Raw genomic sequence first — 23,481 nt, forward strand, 5'->3', positions numbered from 1 at the left:
CAGAAAAAATATTTTTTTTGTGGTATGGCGAAAACCCCAAACTGCAGTTATGTTCAAAACATCAGCCTGGGTGCATACGGCTGCCGGCATAAAAAAACTCTAATTAGCGTGAATTCGAGGCAGGTATGTTTCTAAATTATTTCGCGTTGGGTGTGCTGATCTTCGTATTTCTGGTTCTGTTTTATGGAATCATCGCCATCCACGATATCCCCTATAACATGGCTAAGAAGCGCAACCATCCCCATGCCGATGCCATCCATACGGCGGGCTGGGTGAGCCTTTTTACACTGCATGTTATTTGGCCGTTCCTGTGGATTTGGGCCACGCTCTACCAGCCTGAAAAGGGGTGGGGAATGCAATCGCACATCACGCCGACCGGAAAGGAGTCAGACCCTGAGATTGCCGCGCTGGCAGCGCGTATCACCCAGTTGGAAAAAAGACTGGATGGGGAGAAAAAAACCGATAACTCCACCTTTCCGGAGATTTAATCATGGATTTGTTGATTGTCCTGACCTATGTCGCCTTTGCCTGGGCCATCTTTAAAATATTCCGTATTCCGGTAAACCAATGGACGCTTGCTACCGCTGCATTAGGTGGCGTGTTTATTGTGGCGGGACTGATCTTATTAATGAACTATAACCATCCGTATACCTTTACGGCGCAAAAAGCGGTTATTTCAATTCCGATCACTCCGCAAGTTACCGGAATTGTTAGTGAGGTAACGGATAAGAATAATCAGCTCATTAAAAAAGGCGATGTGCTGTTTAAGCTCGATCCGGTACGTTATCAGGCACGTGTCGACAGACTGCAGGCCGACCTGGTAACCGCGACGCATAATATCGACAATCTGAAAGCACAACTGTCGGAAGCGGTCGCTAATACCACTCGCGTATCTGCGGAACGTGACCGCCTGTATAAGGACTATCAACGCTATTTGAAGGGCAGTCAGGCGAAGGTTAACCCGTTCTCTGAAAGCGATATCGACAACGCCCGGCAAAACTATCTGGCACAGGATGCGTTGGTCAAAGGCTCAGTTGCAGAACAAACGCAGATTCAGAGCCAATTAGACAGTATGGTCAACGGTGAACAATCTCAGGTTGCGTCCCTGCGTGCCCAGCTTGCCGAAGCCAAATACAACCTTGAACAGACGGTGGTTCGTGCGCCCAGCAACGGTTATGCCACGCAGATTTTAATTCGCCCAGGGACCTATGCAGCAGCATTACCTTTGCGCCCGGTCATGGTGTTTATTCCTGAACAAAAACGGCAAATCGTGGCGCAATTCCGCCAGAACTCGCTGCTACGCCTTAAACCCGGCGATGAAGCGGAAGTGGTGTTTAATGCACTGCCTGGTCAGGTTTTCTCCGGTAAGTTGACCTCCATTCTTCCGGTTGTGCCGGGCGGTTCTTATCAGGCGCAGGGGGCATTACAGTCCTTAACTGTGGTGCCGGGTACCGATGGCGTGCTGGCCACAATTGAGCTGGATCCGAATGCCGATGTGGATGCGCTGCCGGACGGTATCTATGCCCAGGTCGCAGTCTATTCCGACCATTTCGCCCACGTGTCGGTAATGCGTAAAGTTCTGCTGCGCATGACCAGTTGGATGCATTACCTTTATTTGGATCATTGAGACCGTCATCACCTGCCATTTTCAGTGACCTGAGCCATACTAAGCGGTGCCCCACAATCGTTGGGCACCGCTTTTTAGTTGGCAAAAAGGACCCGGCATGAAACTCATTGGCAGCTATACCAGCCCTTTTGTGCGTAAAATTTCGATTCTGTTACTGGAAAAGGGCATCACCTTCGAATTTGTGAATGAACTCCCCTACAACGCGGATAGCGGTGTGGCGCGCTATAACCCGTTAGGCAAAGTACCCGCGTTGGTCACCGATGAGGGCGAGTACTGGTTTGACTCTCCGATCATCGCGGAATATATCGAGTTGCTGGATATTGCACCAGCCATGCTGCCGCGTGATCCGCTGGCGGCGCTGAAGGTACGCCAGTTGGAAGCGTTGGCAGACGGTATTATGGATGCCGGTTTAGTCTCGGTACGCGAACAGGCTCGCCCTGCAGCGCAGCAGTCAGAAACTGAATTGTTACGTCAGCGTGAGAAGATCACCCGTAGTCTGGATGTGCTGGAAGGCTATCTGGCGGACGGTACGCTGAAAACGGATACGGTTAACCTGGCAACCATTGCGATTGCCTGTGCCGTCGGCTATCTCAATTTCCGTCGGGTCGCGCCTGGCTGGTGTGTGGACCGTCCGCGTCTGGTCAAACTGGTGGAAACACTCTTTCAACGCGAAAGTTTTGCCCGTACAGAACCGCCAAAGGCTTGATGCGTATTATGTCCGCCTGAACAAAGTCACGGTACAATCCTTCCTATATCGATATCCCTCTCCACGGTGGAGAGGGCCACCAACAGCCAGGCCCTTTCATGACAACCGACATGCGTTCACTCTACAGCCAGCTTCCTGCTATCGATCGTTTATTGCGCGATAGCGCCTTCCCAGCCTTACGTGAGTCTCACGGTCATACCCGGGTGGTTGACCTGCTGCGTCATATGCTCGACGAAGCCAGAGAAGCTATTCGCGACACGCACGCGCTTCCGGCATGGTGTGAGGACTGGGCGCAAGAAGCCTGCGCCCGGCTGGAACGAGAATCGCAAAGTGCGCTGCGCCCGGTGATTAACCTGACCGGAACGGTGCTGCACACCAACCTTGGTCGCGCGTCGCAGGCCGAAGAAGCGATTGAGGCGGTGGTGCAGGCGATGCGCACGCCGGTGACGCTGGAATACAGTCTGGATGATGCCGGTCGGGGACATCGGGATCGGGCCCTGGCGGATTTACTCTGCCGTCTGACGGGGGCGGAAGACGCCTGTATCGTCAATAACAATGCGGCAGCTGTTCTGCTGATGCTGGCCGCCACGGCGAACGGCAAAGAGGTGGTTGTGTCTCGCGGCGAGCTGGTGGAAATTGGCGGCGCGTTTCGTATTCCGGACGTCATGTGTCAGGCCGGATGCATTCTACGCGAAGTGGGGACCACCAACCGGACCCATGCGAAAGATTACCGCCAGGCGGTGAATGAAAACACCGGTCTGCTGATGAAAGTGCATACCAGTAATTACAGCATTGAAGGCTTCACAAAGTCGGTGGATGAGGCGGAGCTGGCCGTAATTGGCCAGGAGCTGGATGTTCCGGTGGTGGCGGATCTGGGCAGCGGTTCGCTGGTTGATCTCAGCCAGTATGGTTTGCCGCAGGAGCCGATGCCGCAGCAACTGATTGCTGCTGGCGTCAGTCTGGTGAGTTTCTCCGGCGATAAACTACTGGGTGGGCCACAGGCCGGGATAATTGTCGGTAAAAAAGAGATGATCGCTCGTTTGCAGAGCCATCCGCTGAAACGCGCATTACGGGCAGATAAAATGACACTGGCTGCGCTGGAAGCGACGCTACGGCTCTATCTGCACCCGGAAGCACTGGCGGAGAAGTTGCCGACGTTGCGCCAGCTCACCCGCTCACAAGAGGCGATCCACGCGCAGGCACAGCACTTACAGGCGCAGCTTGTAGAGCATTATGGTGATGAGTTCGCCCTGAATGTGATGCCTTGCCTGTCGCAGATTGGCAGCGGCTCGCTACCTGTTGATAGGCTGCCCAGCGCGGCGCTAACCTTTACCCCACATGACGGGCGCGGGAGCCGCCTCGAAGCGTTGGCAGCCCGTTGGCGTACGCTGCCCGTGCCGGTGATTGGGCGAATTTATGACGGCCGCTTATGGCTGGATCTGCGCTGCCTTGAAGACGAGACCCGGTTTATGGAGATGATGCTGAAATGATTATTGCAACCGCCGGACACGTTGACCACGGAAAAACAACGTTATTACAGGCGATTACCGGTGTGAATGCCGACCGTCTGCCGGAAGAAAAAAAGCGCGGCATGACCATCGATCTCGGCTATGCCTACTGGCCGCAGCCGGATGGACGGGTGCTGGGGTTTATCGATGTTCCCGGACACGAAAAGTTTCTGTCCAACATGCTGGCGGGGGTCGGCGGCATCGATCACGCGTTGCTGGTGGTGGCGTGTGATGATGGCGTAATGGCGCAAACCCGTGAGCATTTGCAAATTCTGCAGCTGACGGGCAATCCGCGGATCACTGTGGCGCTCACGAAAGCCGACCGTGTGGATGAGGAGCGCATCAACGCGGTTCGTGCCGAGGTGCATACTACGCTTGAGAACTATGGTTTCGCCGAAGCGGTTCTGTTCGTCACCGCGGCCAGTGAAGGCCGTGGCATCGAGGAACTGCGTGACCATTTGTTGCAATTAACGTCGCGCGAGCATGCTTGCGATCGTAGCTTCCGCCTGGCGATTGACCGTGCCTTTACGGTCAAAGGCGCAGGGCTGGTGGTGACAGGGACGGCGCTCAGTGGTGAAGTGAATGTCGGTGACACGCTGTGGCTCACGGGCGTCAACAAACCGATGCGCGTACGTAGCCTGCATGCACAAAATCAGGCCACCGATCGCGCGCAAGCGGGACAACGTATTGCGCTGAATATTGCCGGTGATGCACAAAAAGAAGAACTAAACCGCGGCGACTGGCTGCTTTCCGATGCACCGCCAGAGGCTTTTACCCGCGTGATTGTCTCTTTAGAACATGCCGCGCCGCTGATGCAGTGGCAACCGCTGCATATTCACCACGCGGCAAGTCATGTCACCGGGCGCATCTCGCTGCTTGAAGGGACGCTGGCGGAACTGGTGTTTGATACACCACTCTGGCTCGCCGATAACGACCGTCTGGTGCTGCGCGATATTTCTGCCCGTACGACGCTGGCTGGCGCGCGCGTGGTCACGCTCAATCCGCCGCGTCGCGGAAAACGTAAGCCGGAGTATTTACAGTGGCTGTCGGCGCTGGAAAACGCGCAGACTGACGGCGACGCTCTGGCGCTGCACCTGACGCGTGGGGCGGTGAATATTCCTGACTTTGCCTGGGCACGTCAACTCAACGGCAACGGTATGCGTCCGTTGATTGAGCAACATGGATTTATTCAGGCGGGATACAGCCTGTTGAATGCCCCCGTTGCCGCGCGCTGGCAGCGGAAAGTTCTCGATACGCTGGCGACCTACCACGAACAGCACCGTGATGAGCCTGGGCCTGGGCGCGAGCGCCTGCGTCGTATGGCTTTGCCGATGGAAGACGAAGCGCTGGTATTGCTGCTGATTGAAAAGATGCGCGAGAGTGGCGCTATCCATAGCCATCATGGTTGGCTGCATTTGCCGGATCACAAGGCGGGTTTCAGCGATGAGCAGCTGGCAATCTGGCAAAAAGTAGAGCCGCTTTTTGGTGATGAGCCGTGGTGGGTACGCGATTTGGCAAAACAGACGGGAACGGATGAGCAGATGATGCGTGTGGCATTGCGACAAGCGGCGCAACAAGGCATCATCACCGCGATCGTGAAAGATCGTTATTACCGTAACGATCGAATTGTGGCCTTTGCCAATATGATCCGCGAACTGGATCAGGAAAGGGGATCGACCTGTGCCGCCGATTTTCGTGACAGGCTTAACGTCGGGCGCAAATTGGCTATCCAGATTCTGGAATATTTTGACCGCATTGGTTTTACGCGTCGCCGAGGAAATGATCATTTATTACGCGATGCATTGCTGTTTCCTGAAAAATAATGAAACAATTAATTCATGGATTAAATGAATTAATACAAAATAGATGTTGATTGAAATAAGCACATTAGATTATGAACCTAATGTGCTTTTTAATTGTGAGTGTTATTAAAATAACAACCACGATCATATTTTGTTGGAAATTTCACTCGTATGCTTCCTGACTCTTTAGAGTAATTAAGGATCGTACAATGGCTGCTTCAACATTTTTTATTCCTTCCGTGAATGTAATCGGCGCTGACTCATTAAAAGACGCAATGAATACAATGGCGGAATATGGTTTTCGCCGTACGCTGATTGTTACGGATGCCATGCTGACGAAATTAGGTATGGCTGGCGATATTCAAAAAGCGCTGCAGGAACGTGATATTTTCAGCGTAATTTACGATGGTACGCATCCTAACCCCACGACCAGTAACGTTGCTGCTGGCCTGAAAATGCTGAAAGAAAATGACTGTGATAGCGTTATTTCTCTCGGCGGCGGCTCTCCTCACGATTGTGCGAAGGGCATTGCGCTGGTGGCGGCTAACGGCGGCAATATTAGTGATTACGAAGGCGTTGACCGCTCTGCAAAACCGCAGCTGCCGATGATCGCCATTAACACCACGGCGGGTACGGCATCTGAAATGACCCGCTTCTGCATCATCACCGATGAAGTACGCCACATTAAAATGGCGATTGTGGATAAGCATGTTACACCGCTGCTGTCCGTCAATGACTCCTCGCTGATGGTCGGTATGCCGAAGTCTCTGACGGCGGCTACCGGTATGGATGCGCTGACTCACGCTATTGAAGCCTATGTTTCTATTGCCGCGACCCCTATTACCGATGCGTGTGCGCTTAAAGCCGTCACCATGATTGCGGAAAACCTGCCGGTCGCCGTGGAAGAGGGCAGCAATGCTCAGGCACGCGAAGCCATGGCCTATGCGCAGTTCCTCGCAGGTATGGCCTTTAACAATGCTTCTCTTGGCTACGTGCATGCGATGGCGCACCAGCTGGGTGGCTTCTACGATCTGCCACACGGGGTATGTAATGCCGTACTGCTGCCGCATGTACAGGTATTTAATAGTAAAGTGGCTGCCGCACGCCTGCGCGATTGCGCCTCGGCAATGGGTGTGAACGTTGCTGGTCTGAGCGAAGAGCAAGGGGCAGAAGCCTGCATCGCGGCGATCCGCGAATTGGCGCAGAAAGTGAATATTCCGGCCGGTCTGCGTGAGCTGAACGTGAAGGAAGAAGATTTTGCCGTTCTGGCGACTAATGCCCTGAAAGATGCCTGTGGTTTCACTAACCCGATCCAGGCGACACATGAAGAAATCATGGCGATTTATCGTGCTGCCATGTAATTCGTGATACCTGTCGTAAAGCAGTAAAAGGCTGGCGAATAATTCGCCAGTCCCGTCTACCCTTTGTAGTACCCCTACAGCAAGGAGACGGTCATGACCAATAACCCCCCTTCAACGCGTATTTACCCCGGCGAGTATGGTTATCCCCTGAAGTTAAAAGCCCGATACGATAACTTTATCGGTGGTGACTGGGTCGCACCGGTGGACGGTGAGTATTACCAAAACCTGACGCCGGTAACCGGGCAATTACTGTGCGAAGTGGCCTCTTCCGGCAAAAAGGATATCGATCTGGCACTGGATGCCGCGCACAAAGTAAAAGACAAGTGGGCGCAGACATCTGTGCAGGACAGAGCGGCGATTCTGTTCAAAATTGCCGATCGTATGGAGCAAAATCTGGAGCTGCTGGCGACGGCTGAAACCTGGGATAACGGTAAACCCATCCGCGAAACCAGCGCGGCAGATGTGCCGCTGGCGATTGACCATTTCCGCTATTTCGCGTCCTGTATTCGTGCACAGGAAGGGGGAATAAGCGAGGTTGATAGCGATACCGTGGCGTATCACTTCCATGAACCTCTTGGCGTGGTAGGGCAAATTATCCCATGGAACTTCCCGCTGCTGATGGCTAGCTGGAAGATGGCACCCGCGCTGGCGGCGGGTAACTGCGTGGTGCTGAAACCCGCGCGCCTGACGCCGCTGTCCGTACTGTTGCTGATGGAAGTCATCGGCGATCTGCTCCCGCCAGGCGTAGTGAACGTGGTAAACGGTGCGGGTGGAGAAATCGGTGAATATCTGGCGACATCTAAACGCATTGCGAAAGTGGCGTTTACCGGCTCAACCGAAGTCGGGCAGCAGATCATGCAGTACGCCACGCAGAATATTATCCCTGTCACGCTGGAGCTGGGTGGGAAATCTCCCAATATCTTCTTTGCAGACGTGATGGATGAAGAAGATGCGTTCTTCGACAAAGCGCTGGAAGGCTTTGCGTTGTTTGCCTTCAACCAGGGCGAAGTGTGTACCTGTCCAAGTCGTGCGCTGGTACAAGAATCCATTTACGAACGTTTTATGGAAAGAGCCATACGTCGGGTGGAAAGTATCCGTAGCGGCAACCCGTTAGACAGCGTGACGCAAATGGGCGCGCAGGTGTCGCATGGTCAACTGGAAACCATTCTGAATTACATCGATATTGGTAAGAAAGAAGGGGCGGATGTTCTCACCGGTGGGCGGCGCAAGCAGCTGGATGGCGAATTAAAAGAGGGGTACTACCTCGAACCGACCATTCTGTTTGGTAAGAACAACATGCGGGTTTTCCAGGAGGAGATCTTCGGGCCAGTGCTGGCCGTCACGACCTTCAAAACCATGGAGGAAGCACTGGAAATCGCTAATGACACCCAATATGGACTTGGCGCTGGCGTCTGGAGTCGTAACGGAAATCTGGCGTACAAGATGGGCCGCGGTATTCAGGCGGGGCGTGTATGGACCAACTGTTACCATGCTTACCCGGCGCATGCGGCGTTCGGCGGTTACAAGCAGTCGGGCATCGGGCGCGAGACGCATAAGATGATGCTTGAGCATTATCAGCAAACCAAATGCCTGTTGGTGAGCTACTCTGATAAACCACTGGGGCTGTTTTAATATCCCGTCACTTACTGCCCGGTCGCGTTTAGCGTACCGGGCATCAAGTTATGTCCTCAGGTAAGTGACTGGGGTGAACGAACGCAGCCAACAAAGAAGCAGCTCGAAAGACGACGGGTATATATAAACTCATATATCGTTATATAAATAAGACAATTGCATCCAATCTGGTCATTCCACTATTATTATCAACTCTATTATTTATATCAAATTGCATCCGAATTCCTTAATTTAAATCCCTGAGGCAAATATGTTCCTTAATTATTTTGCATTAGGAGTGCTTATTTTTGTATTCCTGGTCATTTTTTACGGGATTATTATTCTGCATGATATTCCCTATCTAATTGCAAAAAAACGTAACCATCCTCATGCCGACGCAATACATGTTGCGGGTTGGGTTAGTTTGTTTACCTTACATGTTATATGGCCCTTTTTATGGATCTGGGCAACGCTTTATCGTCCGGAGCGTGGATGGGGTATGCAGAGCGCGGATTCTTCCCTGATCCAGCTTCAGGCAAGGGTTGCGGATCTGGAAAAGAAACTGGGCGAGGCTAAGACCTCTCCGGCGGAGTAATATCGATGGATTTACTGATTGTTCTGACCTATGTGGCGTGTGCATGGTCAATATTTAAAATTTTTAAAATTCCTGTAAATAAATGGACAGTTCCTACCGCGGCATTAGGCGGTATATTCATTGTTTGCGGGCTTATATTACTGATGAATTATAACCATCCGTATACATTTAAGGCGCAAAAGGCGGTAATTTCTATTCCCGTGGTGCCGCAGGTAACGGGTGTAGTGACAGAAGTGACGGATAAGAAGAATACGCTAATTAAAAAAGGCGAGGTTCTGTTTAAGCTTAATCCAGGGCGTTATCAGGCGCGGGTCGATCGCCTGAAGGCTGATATAGTCACCGCACAGCATAAAGAGCAGGCTCTGGTTGCGCAGTTAGACGAAATGGAAGCTAACACGCAGCGGGCAAAGGCCACGCGTGACAAACTGGCAAAAGATTACCAGCGCTATGCGCAGGGGAGTCAGGCGAAGGTGAATCCTTTTTCTGAACGCGATATCGACGCGGCGCGCCAAAACTACCTGGCGCAGGAAGCCTCGGTGAAATCCTCCTTTGCAGAACAACAGCAAATCCAGAGTCAGTTAGACAGCCTGGTGCAGGGTGAGAATTCGCAAATTGCCAGCCTGAAAGCGCAGCTAGCGGAAGCGGAGTTCAACCTGGACCAGACCGTGGTTCGCGCACCCAGCGATGGTTACGTCACTCAGGTGCTGATGCGCCCAGGAACCTATGCCGCCGCGCTGCCGATGCGTCCGGTGATGGTGTTTATTCCGGATCAAAAACGACAAATTATCGCCCAGTTCCGTCAAAACTCGCTGTTGCGACTGGAGCCTGGCGATGAAGCGGAAGTGGTGTTTAACGCCCTGCCGGGTAAGGTATTTAGCGGCAAACTGGCTGCTATCAGCCCGGCCGTACCGGGTGGTACTTATCAGTCGAACGGGGCGCTGCAATCCTTAAACTCTACGCCCGGTTCGGAAGGGGTGATCGCCACGATTGAGCTGAACGACAATGCGGATGTGAACGCGTTACCTGATGGGATTTACGCCCAGGTCGCTGTTTACTCTGACCACTTCGAACATGTGTCGGTCATGCGTAAGGTCTTACTACGGATGACCAGCTGGGTGCATTACCTGTATCTCGACCACTAGGCACAGGCTATTTTGCTTGCCATTTTGAACCTGGGCAGTGCTCGAAATCCTCACGTACTGCGTGTACGCTCCGGTTTCTGCGCGCTGTCCGTGTTCAAACTACCTGCGCCAATAACGCCTGTTGAGTCTGGTATCCTCATTTTGCTTGCTCAGTCTGCTGCTCCAGCGACTGAGTAAGCTGCTGGCGGATCTCTGCCAACATCTCATCAAGAATAAACTGTACCCGCCATGGCTGATATTCGCGCTTGCGGAAAATCGCCACCAAATCCAGCCACCATTCATGTTGTTCTGAGAAGCATGGGACCAGCAATCCTGATTGAACGTCTTTTTGTACACTCGCATTCGGCGCAAAAACAATGCCCAGATGGTTACGTGCCAGCGCCAGTGCAGACTGTGTATTGTCGCAGACATAATTTCCGGTCACCCGATAATCGTGCATTTCCTTGCCGCCAGCGGAGGTGAAGCGCCAGATATTGGCATCATCTATCATCATGGAATCAATCAGAATGCAGGAGTGTTCTTCCAGTTCATTCGGACTACTAATAGGATGTTCTTTGATATATTCAGGGCTGGCAAAAGCCGTCACTGCATATTTGGTAATGAAACTGGCGACCAGTGATTCATCTTTAGGGTGTGCATAGGTGATTAAAACATCACAATCATCAGGAAAGTCGACACCTTCATAAAATGCCTTCCGTTCAAGGTTACATGTTTTAAGTGAGAGGCTAATACCGCCGATATTCTGAATTTTTGCAATAACATGTTGCGATAAGTAAGCAATAATCCCCGTTGGCGCATATACCGTTACCCGACCACGTTTTTCATGCTTATAATCAGCAATGAAACTATTTAGCTGATCGTTTCTTTCCAACATATCATTGATGTAAGGAAGCAGTGCCGTACCAAACGGCGTGAGGGTCAGATGCCGGGTGGTGCGGTCAAACACCTTTAATCCAACTTTTGATTCAAAATCAGCAAGATATTTACTGACGTTGGCCTGTGCGATACCGAGAACAGTAGCGGCATGACTGATATTTTCACTGGCAGCGATTACCGAAATAATCTTCAGTTCCCGGTGTTTAAGTTGTAATTTATTCATCGCCAAGCCCAATATATATAATTTTTTATATATTACTATATAAATATGAACCTTGCACCGATGAAATTGTAAGCATTATTATGCACCCGCTTTGTAGCTTATTTTAAAATGGAATGTTGGCATGTTAATTAAACACAATATTGTGGCGCTGCTCGCCTTTTCTTTTATGGCGAGTGCAACTGCCGCAGAGTTTTCTATTGGCGCTGGTGCTGTATATAATGAATCACCTTATCGCGGGTATAATGATAATGTTCACGCAGTACCGCTTGTCAGTTACGAAAGTGAATCATTTTATTTTAGGCAAACAACGCTAGGTTATATTTTGTCTAAGAGTGAAAGTAATGAATTTAGTATTACTGCCTCTTATATGCCGCTTGAGTTTGATCCCGGCGATAATGACGATCATGCGATGAAAAAGCTGGATAAGCGTGACGCAACTGCAATGGCGGGTGCCGCGTGGTATCACCATGAAAGATGGGGTAGCGTAAAAGTCTCCGCCGCTGCGGATGTGCTGGACAACAGTAATGGCTGGGTAGGGGAAGTTTCACTGTTCCGTCCAATGCCGATGGGCAAGCTGACGCTGACGCCATCGATTGGCGTGCTCTACTATGACGAAAAATTCAATGAGTACTACTACGGCATATCGGGTAATGAGTCCCGTCGTAGTGGCTTATCAAGCTATTCCCCAGGCGATAGCTGGACACCGTATGTTGGCCTGTCCGCTAAATACGCGTTGACCAGCAACCTGATGCTGCTGGCAAGCGCCAACTATAGCGCACTGCCGGATGACATTAAAAATAGCCCGATGGTTGATCGTGATGACAGTTTCACCTTTATGTCCGGTCTGACCTGGCGTTTCTGATTCTCACCCGTTTGTCCTCAGGGAGGAGGGCAATCTTTTCATGAGACATTGACGGATGGGGGCTAACCGCCGCCATCCGCCTTATTATTACTGCTCGTTTACCCAGATTCGCATTTCGCCTTCACCACGGTTTGCCCAGCTAAACCACGGAATAAACGTCAATGTATGCGCCTGACGCGAAGTTGGGGAAACATCGTAGTGCCACAACGATTGTTGTGCAGCATCGGCTGCGCTTTGCTTCACGCCTTCAGCCTGAATTAACATTTTATGGCTGAACAATCCCTTACCCTCGAATACTCTGAACTCACTCTCTTTTGGCAACCACAGATTATGCAATTCCTCGCCGTTGTCGGCCTGCTCCAGGCAATACACCAGCGGTCCGCGTTGAATAGCGACCTTACCAGCAACATGGCGCACTAATGGATTTCCGTATACCCGACGCACCGGCATTGGCAGGGTCAAACTGAGCGTATCGCCCTCCTGCCAGGTGCGGCTGATGTGCAAATAGCCTTTGCGAATATCCTGTTCAACCGACTGACCATTTAGCAAAACCTGCGGCGCGGAGCACCAGTCAGGCAGGCGCAGGGCCAGGGTGTGATATACCGACTGCGGTGATTCGATGGCGATTTTTACCTGCTCATGCCATGGATAATCCCCGCTAATGCGCAGTTTGAGTGTGCCATCTGCCACGGGGACTTCCATGCTATTGCCCACGTACATATTGATATACAGCGCGTCCTGACGTGGCGTGTAGATGTAATGACCAATTGAGGTGAGTACGCGGGCGATATTCGGCGGGCAACAGGCGCAGCCAAACCAGCGCTGACGAACGGGTTTTACGTGATCATAAATATGATTAAATTTTAATGATTTAGGATGCACTTCCAGCGGATTCACATAGAAGAAGTGCTTGCCATCGAGCGCCATCCCGCACAATACGGTGTTATACAGGGCACGCTCCATCACGTCGGCATACTGGCTGTCGGCCTCCATTTCCAGCATTCTGCGGGCGAACATCATCAGACCGATTGAGGCGCAGCTTTCCGCATACACGGAGTCGTTGGGCAGATCGTAATCGCTGCTAAACGCCTCGCCGCTGCTTTGTGAACCGATCCCGCCGGTAATGTATAACTGACGCTGGGCCATGTTTTTCCACAGACGCAGGCAATCCTGACGTTTGCCTTCGTCCTGACTCAAGCGTGCCAGATGCGCCACGCCGGTCATCAGATATACAAAACGTACTGCATGACCGATCGCCGTTTGCTGTTCTGAAATGGGCTGATGTGCCTGGCTATAGGGTTTATCCTTCACCATCCATGCTGGGCCGTAAGTATGCCAGTAAGAGGTTTGGCCGCGCTTTTCGTACTCTTCGTCATAGAAATGGGGTTGCGCGCCGCGCTGTTCCACAAAGTAATTTACCAGCGCCATATAGCGTGGTTGCTGGGTCACTTCGTATAAGCGCATTAACGCCAGCTCGATTTCCGGGTGTCCCGGATAGCCGCGCAGTTGATTCTCTCCGAGCCCGAAAACGCTGTCGATGTGGTCTGCCAGACGGCACACTACGTCTAAAAGGCGACGTTTTCCCGTCGCCTGAAAGAACGCGACACCTGCTTCGATCAAATGACCTGCACAGTACAACTCATGACACTCGGCGAGGTTAGTCCAGCGTTCATCCGGGGCTTTCACCGTAAAGTATGTATTGAGGTAGCCATCTTCACACTGCGCAGCGGCCACCAACTCGATGACCTCATCTGCGGTTTTCTCAAGTTCCGCATCAGGTTTCTGGCACAGGGACCAGGCGACTGCTTCCAGCCACTTCGCTACGTCGCTATCCTGAAAAACCATACCGTAAAATTCGCCATCCTGTAGTCCTGCGGCGATACGAAAGTTCTCTATCGCATGACTTGGTTCCGCTTCTGCAATGCGGTCATTCAGCGCATCCCACTGGTAGGGGATCACTACGTCACGCACCAACTGCTGGTATTGTCCGAGGAACGGATCGCTGACGGTGAGCTTATGCAGGTCGACTTCCAGTACGTTCATTTCGTGCTCCTTAAGGCTGTACATGACGCTGACGCAGATCGGTGGCAATGCGCGACATCATTGGATTATTGAGTTTGCAGATGCGGATAGACAGCGCCAACAGCAGGTGGAACAGTGCGGGAAGCAGCGTTTCCATCGCGGTAATTCCTTGCAGCGAACTGGCGGTTTGGTTACCAGCGCCAGGCTGATAGGCGACAAAAATAAATAACAGGCTGATGATCCCCGCACTTGAGGCCCAGGCCAGCTTGATGAAAAACAGGTTGAAGGCGAAATTCATGCCGGAGGAACGCACGCCGGTTTTCCACTCGCCGTAGTCGTCGGCAAAGGCCATCAGCGAGAAGTGCAGCGGCAGCGTGAAGCCGAGAATAATGCCGTTGCCGAGGATCACCGCCAGCCATAGATTCTGGTAAGCCGAACCGGTTGGCAGGAACCACATCAACACCGCCAGGGCTGCCAGCACCAGGTTGGTGTAGTAATAGAGTTTGACGGTATCCATGCGGCGGGTCAGCGGGCTGACGATTACCGAACCGATGATGGACGCAAAGGTGACCATGGTGAAAAACAGCGACGTGTAAGCGGTACTGCCTTCCAGCACGTAGGTAATGAAATACATGTACCCACCGCCACGAATATTGAAGACGTTAATCAGCAGGAAAGACATCACCAGCATTAGCAGCAACTGGTCATTTTTGCGCAGCCCACCAATGTGTTCACGCAGGGTAAATTTCCCCATCATCGCCAGCGGCACACGCTCGCGCACCCAGAAGAAGCAGCACAGGAACATCACCACCGCGATGGCGCACAGGATGCCCACGCCGAACTGATAACCCTGCGCGGCATTGCCCTGACCCAGAATATCCACCATCCACGGCAGACCAACGGAGACAAGGAATCCCGCCACGCCGCACAGCACAAAGCGCCAGGACTGACAGGAGATTACCTCGTTATGGCGGGTCGTCATGGTGTTGATTAGCGCACAATACGGTACGTTGATAGCGGTGTAGCCGACAGAGAGCAGCAGATAGGTGCCGAACGCCCAGGCGATTTTTACGCTCATGCTGGCGTCAGGGACGGTAAACGTGAGTACGCCAATGATGCCAATGGGAATTGCCACCCACAGCTGCCATGGACGAAAACGCCCCCAGCGGCTTTGCGTGCGGTCGGCAAGTATGCCCATTATCGGATCGGAAATGGCGTCAAATACGCGCAGGGCAATAAACAATGTGCCGACCAGCGCGGGCGTTAACCCGAAGACATCGGTGTAGAAAAATGTCAGGAAGTTCATGATCAGACAGGTAATTACCGTCCCGCCTGCATCGCCTAACCCATAACCTATTTTTTCACGCAGGGATAATTTGTCGTCCTGGGCACGCTGTGCCAAATCAGATGTCGTAATCGGAGCCGAAGTCATAAATAACTCCCGGAGAGGATGTCAGAAAGTATCCCGCTACGTTGCGGGTTATTTGTTTGTAATTTGCAAAGTACGTTATTTATTCTGCACGAAATGTTTGGCTCAACAAGGGAAGAGAAAAGTATAAAAAGATGACAATTCCGACTTCATTATAAAAATGTGATTTCGATCCAGCGGAAAGGGATTTTATCGTGAATAATCAATAATAAAGAGCGGTTTAAATCATGCAAAAAGCGAGAATTTGAATATATATGCTCGAATTATCCATGTCTCTTCCGATTAAAGTGCAAAATGGTGGGCTATTTATTTCCCGAGGCGTGGGAAGTCATCCGGCGCGGCAATTGCAATCCTGGGAAATTATCTTTGTCGAAAAAGGGACATTAACGATTCGCGAAGGCCAGACCATTTTTTGCGTGAATGCTGGAGAAAGTTTGCTGCTATGGCCGCAGCGTTCGCATATTGGTGTCGGGCAATTTCCGGCTGATTTGAAATTTTACTGGCTGCACTTTGAGGTGACAGCAGAAAACGATGCTTCACTTACAGAACCGTTGCTTGCGATTCCTCAGCATGCGCGGGTTAGCGAGCCACAATATATTATTTCGCTGTTTCGCCAGTTCTTACGCGAGCAGGAAAATATTCATCGCAGCGTTGCGTTGGAACTGATCCTACTGCTGATTTTGCAGCAAATCTCCGCGGCGGCTAGCGGGCAACCCGCAGATAGCCCCGGTAATGCGCTGGCATGGAAAGCGCAACAAATAATCCACACCCAGTTCCACCTGCCGATTAGTGCTTCAATTCTGGCGAAAGAGTTGCATTGCAATGCGGATTATCTGGGGCGTGTATTCCGTAGCGCTTTCCGGCTGACGCTAACTGAAGCGTTGCATCGCCAGCGGGTAAGGGCAGCGGAAAAGCTGTTGATCAGCGATTCACTGTCGCTTACCGAAGTGGCGATAAAATGTGGATTTAATGATGTGGGTTACTTTCGCAAAATTTTCCGCAAGCATACCAGCCTGACGCCCGCGGCGTGGAAACGGCGCTATTGCAAAGAGCATATTAATTCGGCGTAAGTGAGGTTTGCCGGGTGGCGCTACGCTTACCCGGCCTACAAAATTGCAGCGCAGCGCCTCCGGACGTTAGTTTTGCCCGTAATACGCATTCACACCGTGTTTGCGCAGATAGTGTTTATCCAGCAACTCCGACTGCATATCCGGCAACTGAGGGGCTAGCTGGCGCGAGAACAGCCCCATATAGGCGCACTCTTCGAGCACCACGGCGTTATGTACGGCGTCTGCGGCATCTTTACCCCAGGCAAACGGACCGTGTGAATGCACTAATACCGCCGGAATCTGCAGCGGATTAAGATCGCGTTGCTCAAAGGCCTGAATAATGACCTCACCGGTTTGATATTCATATTCGCCGTTAATCTCCTCAACGGTCATCAGACGGGTACACGGAATAGAACCGTAGAAATAATCGGCATGTGTGGTGCCCCATGCAGGGAGATCAAGACCCGCCTGTGACCAGATCGTCGCGTGGCGTGAATGGGTGTGGACGATCCCACCGATTTCAGGGTAGCGACGGTACAGCGCCAGATGGGTTGGCGTGTCTGAGGAGGGTTTTTTACTGCCTTCAACCACATTGCCGCTGGCAATATCCACCACCACCATATCGTCGGCGGTCATCACGTCATATTCCACGCCGGACGGCTTAATCACCATCAGCTTACGCGTTTCATCCACCGCGCTGACGTTACCCCAGGTAAAGGTGACTAAACCATGAGCCGGAAGCGCCAGATTGGCTGCCAGCACCTCGGCTTTCAGTTGTTCTAACATGGAAACCCTCCTTCCTGCATACGTGCTTCTATCCAGCGTCGCGCCTGGATAATTTCCAGTACCGGCTCATTCGCTTTTTCAGTCCACATTTCAATCAGAAACGATCCGCGATAGTTCAGCTCATGCAGCGTTTTGAAGATACCGACAAAGTCCACGCACCCTTCGCCAAAAGGCACATCGCGAAACTGGCCCGGATGGGTTTCGGTTACCGGCAGCGTGTCTTTCAGGTGGATAGCGGCGATACGGTCGATGCCCAGCGTCAGTTCGGCAGTGACGTCATTACCCCAGGCGCTGAGATTGCCTACGTCCGGATAGACGGTGAACCACGGCGATGACAGCATTTCGTCCCACTTTTTCCACTTGCTGATCGAGTTCATAAAAGCGGTATCCATGATTTCTACCGCCAGCATGACCTGCGCGGCGGCGGCTTGCTCGACTGCCCATGCCAACCCTTCGGCAAAGCGCTGCTGCGTACCTGCGTCATGTTCCTCGTAATAGACGTCGTAACCTGCCAGTTGAATGGTGCGAATACCGAGATCGCGCGCCAGACGAATGGCTTTGGTCATGATGTCGCGTGCCCGAACACGGACTGATTCATCGCGGCTGCCAAACGGAAAACGGCGGTGGGCGGACAGGCACATTGAGGGGATTGCCACGCCGGTTTCCAGCATCGCGCTCACCAGCGATGCGCGCTGAGCAGGGCTCCAGTCGAGACGCGACAGACGTTCATCGGTTTCATCCACCGACATCTCGACGAAATCAAAACCGCAGCTTTTCGCCAGCACCAGACGCTCCGGCCAGGAGAGGTCTTTCGCCAGCGCTTTTTCATAGATACCTAACGGATGGTTACGCATACTGTGCTCCCCAGATGGCGTCGATTTGCGCATGGAATTCAGCGGCAACCTGCGTTGGATTTTGCGCCCCAGCCAGCGCGCGTCCGGCGATAAAGGCTTTGACGTTGATATCGCGAAACAGCGGCAGGTCGGCGGGCGTAATCCCGCCGGTAATCGACAGTTCCAGACCGATATCGGAAAGCGCTTTCATGCGCGCCAGATCAGCTTCTCCCCACTGTTGTCCGCTGGCCTGAGCATCGCGACCACGATGGTAAATTGCCTGGCGAACCCCAACGCGATACCAGTCACGGGCGTCATCCAGCGTCCAGTTGCCGAACAGTTCCATCTGAATTTCGCCGCCGCAGGACTGCGCGACGCCATGACCTTTTTCTATCGTCGCCAGCGGCGCAGCGCAGATGATGGTCATCCAGTTAGCGCCAGCGCCAAACGCTTGCTGTGCGAGAGTTTCGCCTGCATCGGCCACCTTCCAGTCGGCGACGATGATTTTATTTGGGCACTGGGCGCGCAGCGCTTTGACGGCGCTAAGGCCTTCGGTTAAGCAGAGAATCGTTCCTGCTTCAACGATATCGACACTTTCTTGTAGCAGTGCGACATCGCGCTGGGCTGCCTGCAGGTTGGTGTGGTCGAGCGCCAGTTGCAGTAATGGTCGACTCATCATTCGTGCTCCTTAATGCGGGCGTGATAGCCCTGTAGTGCGGTAATTAAATTCTGGTATTGGCGGTATTTGCGCTGGTAGCTCGCATGTGCGGCGGCGTCTGGCAGCAGTGTGCGCACTGGGTGCTGTAAGCTGCGCTGCGCGTCGCTGAAATTGTGATAAACGCCAGTGCCTACGCGGGCGGCGAGCGCTGCGCCAAAGCAGCCGGTCTCTTCAATCTGTGGCAGCTCGATACGTAAGCCGCTGACGTCTGCCAGCATTTGCATCCAGATGTCAGAGTGTGCCGGACCTCCGGTGACGCGCAGGGTATGTGCCTGCGTAAAACGTTCGCGCATGCGGTTCAGGTGGGTCATGTGGCTGAAAACCACGCCTTCGTAGATGGCCTGTAATAAGTGGGCACGAGTGTGTATAGCCTGCATGCCATAAAAGCCGCTGGTCATCTCCAGCCCGGCGTTACTGCCGTACAAAAAGGGCAGGAAGAAAAGCGCGCTACCGGCTTTCGGTAAGCTGGCAACGGCCTGATTAATCTCATCAAAAGAGAGTTCGCCCCACTGGGCGGTAAACCATTCCAGATTGCCGGAAGAGGTTGGGCTGGCTTCATGAACGATGTACTGCCCGTCATTTATATAGCGACCATAGACATAGGGATGAGGCTCGTGGTCGCGCAGGCCGTGAGCGATCCCGCTGGTGACGGCCCAGGTACCCATCACCGCGTTGAGGGTGTGCTCATCTTCGATGCCAGCGCAGAGTGCGGTGGAAACCACATCAAACAGACCGCCGACGACGGGCGTACCCGCCGCCAGACCGGTGATGGCGGCTGTCTGAGCGGTGATTTCCCCGCATATTTCTGCCGAACCCACGATGGGAGGCAGGGCAGGGTCGATTTCACTGATGCCCAGCCACTGAGTCAGCCTCGGGTCGTACTGACCCGTGGTCATGTTGTAGAGGTTCGACTCGGAGATATTGCTCTCTTCGCAGCCTTTGACGCCGGTTAAGCACCAGCGCAGGTAGTCATGACCCATCATGACGCTACCAATTTGCGCGTAGCGCTGAGGGGTATTCTCTTTCACCCAGCGCAGGAGCGATGCCGGATGCCCGGTCCACAATGTCTGGCGGGTGACCGGGTAGAGCTGCTCAGGGATCCCATCCTGCTGCCAGCGCTGAACGATGTCCATCGCGCGTCGGTCGGAAGAGAGAATGGCATTACCTAGCGGCTTATCTTGCTTATCAAGAAGGAACAGGCCTTTGCCCTGAGCGGATATACCGACGCCTTTGATTTGCTCGCCGCACACGCCTGTACGCTTTAACAACCCGGCAATGGTCGTGACGCACTGTTGCCACAGTTGGTGCATATCGCGTTCGGCGTAACCGGGTAATGGCGATATTGTCTGCAGCGATTGCCGGTTAATTCCCTGCTCATGACCTTTGGCATCATACAAACCTGCTTTCAGATATGTACCGCCGCAATCAATACCCAGCCAGAAGGTCGCTTTCTCACTCATCTTTGTTATCTCATTTTTGCCGGATGGCGCTGCGCTTATCCGTCCTGGGACGGTTGCTACCTGTAGGCCCGGTAAGCGAAGCGCCACCGGGCATTGTTTTACGCTGTACGTTTATGTGGATTCAGCGTCTTTAGCGGCGCGGCGCCGGCATCGCATTTCGCTGGCAGCAGCAGCGCCATCAGCGCGGCCAGAGCCAGTGAAATGGCCAGGCAGTAAACGCCCGCATCTTTGCTGTACAGGGTGATGAGAACGCCGACCGCGTAAGGACCGCAGAAGCCACCGAGGTTGCCGAGAGCGTTGATGACCCCACGTGCGCCACCGGCCATTTCCGCGCTGAACAAACGCGCCGGAATAGTCCAGAACACGCCCGCAGCCGATTGCAGGAAGAATCCGCAGCCGACCAGCGCGGCATAAGCCAGCCAGACGTTATTTTTCAGCGCCACAGAGAGGAACATGCACAGGGCAAAGCCAATCAGCGGCAGGCAGACGAACAGCTTGCGTTTACCGGTGCGGTCAGAGAGAGAAGAGAACAGGAACATCCCGGCAATTGCGCCGACGTAAGGCAGAATGGCGAGCATGCCGACCTGTCCCATGCTGCTGTGAGTCAACTCTTTGAGAATGGTCGGCAGCCACAGGGTGTAACCGTAAATCCCGGTCTGATAGAAGAAGTTCAGCGCGATTAGCTGCCACATGGTTTTATCGGAAAGTACTGCGCCCAGAGAGGCATTTTTGACTTCGGTTCCGGCAATGGCTTTTTGCTCGGCGGCCAGCGTTTCTACCAGGTAATTTTTCTCGGCGTCAGAGATCCAGCGCGCTTCCTGCGGACGGTCGTAAACGGTATAGGCCCACAGCACCAGGACGACGACAGACAGTAAACCTTCAATGATAAACAGCCAGCGCCAGTCGAGCACAGTGATGATCCAACCCGAGAGCGGGGCGGTAATGATCCCGGCAATCGGCACAAACATAATCACAATCGCATTGGCGCGACCGCGTTCGGCATCGGGGAACCAATTACTGATCATCGTCAGCACGACCGGCAGCATGCCGCCTTCGGCAACGCCGAGTAAGAAGCGCAAAACCAGCAGTTGGTACTGATTCGTGATCAACCCCGTCAAAACGGAAATGACCGCCCAGGCAACCAACGACCAGCCGATAAATTTCTTGCCGCTGCCGTGTACGGCAATTTTTCCACCGGGAACCTGTAAAAACAGATAGCCGATAAAGAAAATACCACCGGCCAGACCGGCCATGGTGGCGGAAATACCTAATTCCTCATCCATTCCGCCGGGCATCGCGAATGCGATATTGACGCGGTCCATATAAGAAATAATACAGGCGATGAGAATAGGTGGAATAATCCGTAGCCAGCGCTGACGGGGTATGTCTTGAAGTGTAGGGCGAGAGGTCATGTTCATATTAATATTCTCGTAGAGTAGTATTTTATTTTTATAGTTTTGCTTTATTTAATGCGGCGATACCGTCGCGCAATATCGCTACACGATGGTTCACATCTGCACTGGCATTTATTTCCAGCAATTTAATGCCAGAAAATTGCAATGGGTCTGCTCCTGCGCTGGCGAATAATTCGCGGGCATGCTCTGTGGTCATCAGACCTTCTGGACAGAAAGGGGCAAACGGTGCGTGTAAGTCCTGCCACTCGCCGTATTCCCCCGCAAGCGTGGTGCCGGAGAACATCAGTGCGCCCAGTTTTCCAGCCCGTTTGGCCTGCTGCGTGTGGGCCAGCGGTAGGGTGAGGTTCCGCCCTTCAATGGCCGAGCGCGCCCAGTTAATGCACACGCTGATGTCATATCCGGCTATCGCGTCCAGTACGTTGTCTAACGGTAAAAAGCCTTTACGTGGCGCGGGGCCAGTCATGGCATCGCAATGTTCCAGCACCAGATCGCAGGACCAGTCCCAGCGGGTAATTTCTTTCAGTGAACGGGCGAACGCGTCGGTGGCCTGAGCGACGTTTGGGTTGCCTGCCAGTGGGGCAGCATGTAGCTCCAGCGCGATTACTTTTCCGCCATTGGCTGCATTGATATGGTTGATTTTCTGCTGCAGATGGCGGTAATACGCCACGCAGGCTTTACGCTGTTCTTCGTCGCTGGAGGCCAGCCCGAAACCACCATTAGTCCCGCGACGGCGCATGGTTTCCATAATAGCCGTGACCACGATTTGCCAGTCGCCCGGCGTATGGCGTAATAACCATTCGTCGCCTAACGGATGCAGATTTTCAAGGCAGGGCTGCTCCAGTCCGCGAATATCCGGGGTATCGGAGAGTTGTCGCCAGAATTCCTTCTCTTCCTCTTCACCCTTTTGGTGAAATGAGGGTGCACAAGGGTACGCACCGATAATATAACCGGTAGTGTTAGCTTTCATTTTTGTGCTCCTTTTATAAAACTGAAATAGCAACCTTTACGACTATTTTGCGGATCGGTGTGGCGACAGTTTTATGACATGCTGGACGATGAACATCTTGTGGGAAGAATATGGCGTAACTTCCCGGAATCATTTCAATAAAAGATTCATGTTCGCTGTCGTGATAAAAAATAATATCGCGCTGTTCTAATAACGATTCACTAATTTGGTTATTCCCGGTATCAATGGCGATCCCGATTTTCTCTTCACCCCAGGCCAGAAACTGAATATCCAGATAGCGACGATGCACCTCAGGACGATTTTCGGCAACGTCACGGGTGGTTAAATCGATAATTTGCGCGAAGATATTTTTACCGTCGATCTCCACCACGCCCGGTTCCAGTTTTTGAAAATCTGTGCTGCGCAGAAAGTCGAGCGCCCTTTCAATCGCAGCGGGCAAACGGCATGGGTTAGGTTGAGCAATATGTCCGAAGATCATGGTGTGGCTCC

At 52.8% G+C, this 23,481-nt stretch carries 21 protein-coding genes; 11 read left to right on the forward strand and 10 right to left on the reverse strand.

Annotation, left to right across the window (positions count from 1 at the left end; translation table 11 throughout):
• Window positions 1–125 precede the first annotated feature (125 nt).
• The 9 genes from OGY83_RS13730 to OGY83_RS13770 all read left to right on the forward strand — a co-directional run bounded on the left by OGY83_RS13730 (window position 126) and on the right by OGY83_RS13770 (window position 10,352).
• On the forward strand, window positions 126–488 hold the full coding sequence (locus tag OGY83_RS13730) for a DUF3302 domain-containing protein (protein ID WP_003827338.1): 363 nt from the start codon (window positions 126–128) through the stop codon (window positions 486–488).
• Between the two features lie 2 nt (window positions 489–490).
• Window positions 491–1,627 carry an HlyD family secretion protein gene (locus OGY83_RS13735; RefSeq protein ID WP_191213719.1) on the forward strand — a complete coding sequence of 379 codons (1,137 nt, stop codon included), beginning with the start codon at window positions 491–493 and terminating at the stop codon, window positions 1,625–1,627.
• Window positions 1,628–1,724: 97 nt separating this feature from the next.
• Window positions 1,725–2,333 carry a glutathione S-transferase gene (locus OGY83_RS13740; protein ID WP_123268896.1) on the forward strand — a complete coding sequence of 203 codons (609 nt, stop codon included), beginning with the start codon at window positions 1,725–1,727 and terminating at the stop codon, window positions 2,331–2,333.
• A 98-nt stretch (window positions 2,334–2,431) separates the two neighbouring features.
• Window positions 2,432–3,823 carry an L-seryl-tRNA(Sec) selenium transferase gene (gene selA, locus OGY83_RS13745; protein ID WP_191213720.1) on the forward strand — a complete coding sequence of 464 codons (1,392 nt, stop codon included), beginning with the start codon at window positions 2,432–2,434 and terminating at the stop codon, window positions 3,821–3,823.
• Entirely contained in the window at window positions 3,820–5,664 is a 1,845-nt protein-coding gene (gene selB / locus OGY83_RS13750) for a selenocysteine-specific translation elongation factor (RefSeq protein ID WP_191234491.1), read from the forward strand. Before selA ends, selB begins: the two co-directional genes overlap by 4 nt.
• Before the next feature lie 188 nt (window positions 5,665–5,852).
• Window positions 5,853–7,004 carry an L-threonine dehydrogenase gene (yiaY, locus tag OGY83_RS13755; protein WP_286636079.1) on the forward strand — a complete coding sequence of 384 codons (1,152 nt, stop codon included), beginning with the start codon at window positions 5,853–5,855 and terminating at the stop codon, window positions 7,002–7,004.
• Window positions 7,005–7,097: 93 nt separating this feature from the next.
• A complete protein-coding gene (gene aldB, locus OGY83_RS13760; protein WP_123268892.1) occupies window positions 7,098–8,636 on the forward strand; it encodes an aldehyde dehydrogenase AldB in 1,539 nt (512 codons plus the stop codon).
• Between the two features lie 250 nt (window positions 8,637–8,886).
• Complete coding sequence (locus tag OGY83_RS13765; RefSeq protein ID WP_003024200.1) at window positions 8,887–9,210, forward strand: DUF3302 domain-containing protein; 324 nt, start codon at window positions 8,887–8,889, stop codon at window positions 9,208–9,210.
• A 5-nt stretch (window positions 9,211–9,215) separates the two neighbouring features.
• Complete coding sequence (locus OGY83_RS13770) at window positions 9,216–10,352, forward strand: HlyD family secretion protein (protein WP_286636080.1); 1,137 nt, start codon at window positions 9,216–9,218, stop codon at window positions 10,350–10,352.
• A 136-nt stretch (window positions 10,353–10,488) separates the two neighbouring features.
• Here OGY83_RS13770 and OGY83_RS13775 read toward each other — a convergent pair whose 3' ends face one another.
• Window positions 10,489–11,451, reverse strand: coding sequence for a LysR family transcriptional regulator (locus OGY83_RS13775; protein ID WP_191213724.1), 963 nt, complete (start codon window positions 11,449–11,451; stop codon window positions 10,489–10,491).
• 121 nt (window positions 11,452–11,572) lie between these two features.
• Here OGY83_RS13775 and OGY83_RS13780 point away from each other — a divergent pair, with 121 nt between their 5' ends.
• Complete coding sequence (locus OGY83_RS13780; RefSeq protein ID WP_123268889.1) at window positions 11,573–12,313, forward strand: MipA/OmpV family protein; 741 nt, start codon at window positions 11,573–11,575, stop codon at window positions 12,311–12,313.
• A gap of 87 nt (window positions 12,314–12,400) precedes the next feature.
• On the opposite strand, the gene OGY83_RS13785 is transcribed toward OGY83_RS13780, so the two are convergent.
• Window positions 12,401–14,356, reverse strand: coding sequence for a glycoside hydrolase family 127 protein (locus tag OGY83_RS13785; protein ID WP_286636081.1), 1,956 nt, complete (start codon window positions 14,354–14,356; stop codon window positions 12,401–12,403).
• Between the two features lie 10 nt (window positions 14,357–14,366).
• Complete coding sequence (locus OGY83_RS13790; RefSeq protein WP_286636082.1) at window positions 14,367–15,767, reverse strand: MFS transporter; 1,401 nt, start codon at window positions 15,765–15,767, stop codon at window positions 14,367–14,369.
• A 251-nt stretch (window positions 15,768–16,018) separates the two neighbouring features.
• On the opposite strand from OGY83_RS13790, the gene OGY83_RS13795 reads away from it, so the two are divergent.
• Window positions 16,019–16,834 (forward strand): helix-turn-helix domain-containing protein, encoded by an 816-nt coding sequence (locus tag OGY83_RS13795; protein WP_286636083.1) that lies wholly within the window; start codon window positions 16,019–16,021, stop codon window positions 16,832–16,834.
• 66 nt (window positions 16,835–16,900) lie between these two features.
• On the opposite strand, the gene araD is transcribed toward OGY83_RS13795, so the two are convergent.
• The 7 genes from araD to OGY83_RS13830 all read right to left on the reverse strand — a co-directional run bounded on the left by araD (window position 16,901) and on the right by OGY83_RS13830 (window position 23,470).
• Window positions 16,901–17,599 carry an L-ribulose-5-phosphate 4-epimerase gene (gene araD / locus OGY83_RS13800; protein ID WP_286636084.1) on the reverse strand — a complete coding sequence of 233 codons (699 nt, stop codon included), beginning with the start codon at window positions 17,597–17,599 and terminating at the stop codon, window positions 16,901–16,903.
• The gene (locus OGY83_RS13805; protein WP_123268884.1) at window positions 17,593–18,453 is read right to left on the reverse strand and encodes an L-ribulose-5-phosphate 3-epimerase; all 861 of its coding nucleotides are present in this window, start codon (window positions 18,451–18,453) and stop codon (window positions 17,593–17,595) included. The genes araD and OGY83_RS13805 overlap by 7 nt, the downstream gene beginning before the upstream one ends.
• On the reverse strand, window positions 18,446–19,108 hold the full coding sequence (ulaD, locus tag OGY83_RS13810; protein WP_191228758.1) for a 3-keto-L-gulonate-6-phosphate decarboxylase UlaD: 663 nt from the start codon (window positions 19,106–19,108) through the stop codon (window positions 18,446–18,448). Before ulaD ends, OGY83_RS13805 begins: the two co-directional genes overlap by 8 nt.
• Window positions 19,108–20,610, reverse strand: a complete 1,503-nt coding sequence (locus OGY83_RS13815; RefSeq protein WP_286636085.1) for an FGGY-family carbohydrate kinase — start codon at window positions 20,608–20,610, stop codon at window positions 19,108–19,110. Before OGY83_RS13815 ends, ulaD begins: the two co-directional genes overlap by 1 nt.
• Window positions 20,611–20,708: 98 nt before the next feature.
• On the reverse strand, window positions 20,709–22,028 hold the full coding sequence (locus OGY83_RS13820) for an MFS transporter (protein ID WP_049042780.1): 1,320 nt from the start codon (window positions 22,026–22,028) through the stop codon (window positions 20,709–20,711).
• A 31-nt stretch (window positions 22,029–22,059) separates the two neighbouring features.
• Window positions 22,060–22,992, reverse strand: coding sequence for a DUF4862 family protein (locus tag OGY83_RS13825; RefSeq protein ID WP_123268881.1), 933 nt, complete (start codon window positions 22,990–22,992; stop codon window positions 22,060–22,062).
• 13 nt (window positions 22,993–23,005) lie between these two features.
• Window positions 23,006–23,470, reverse strand: a complete 465-nt coding sequence (locus tag OGY83_RS13830) for a YhcH/YjgK/YiaL family protein (RefSeq protein WP_123268880.1) — start codon at window positions 23,468–23,470, stop codon at window positions 23,006–23,008.
• Between the last annotated feature and the right edge of the window lie 11 nt (window positions 23,471–23,481).

It is taken from the genome of Citrobacter sp. Cpo090 (assembly GCF_030332665.1).
In the GTDB taxonomy this organism is placed as follows: domain Bacteria; phylum Pseudomonadota; class Gammaproteobacteria; order Enterobacterales; family Enterobacteriaceae; genus Citrobacter; species Citrobacter portucalensis.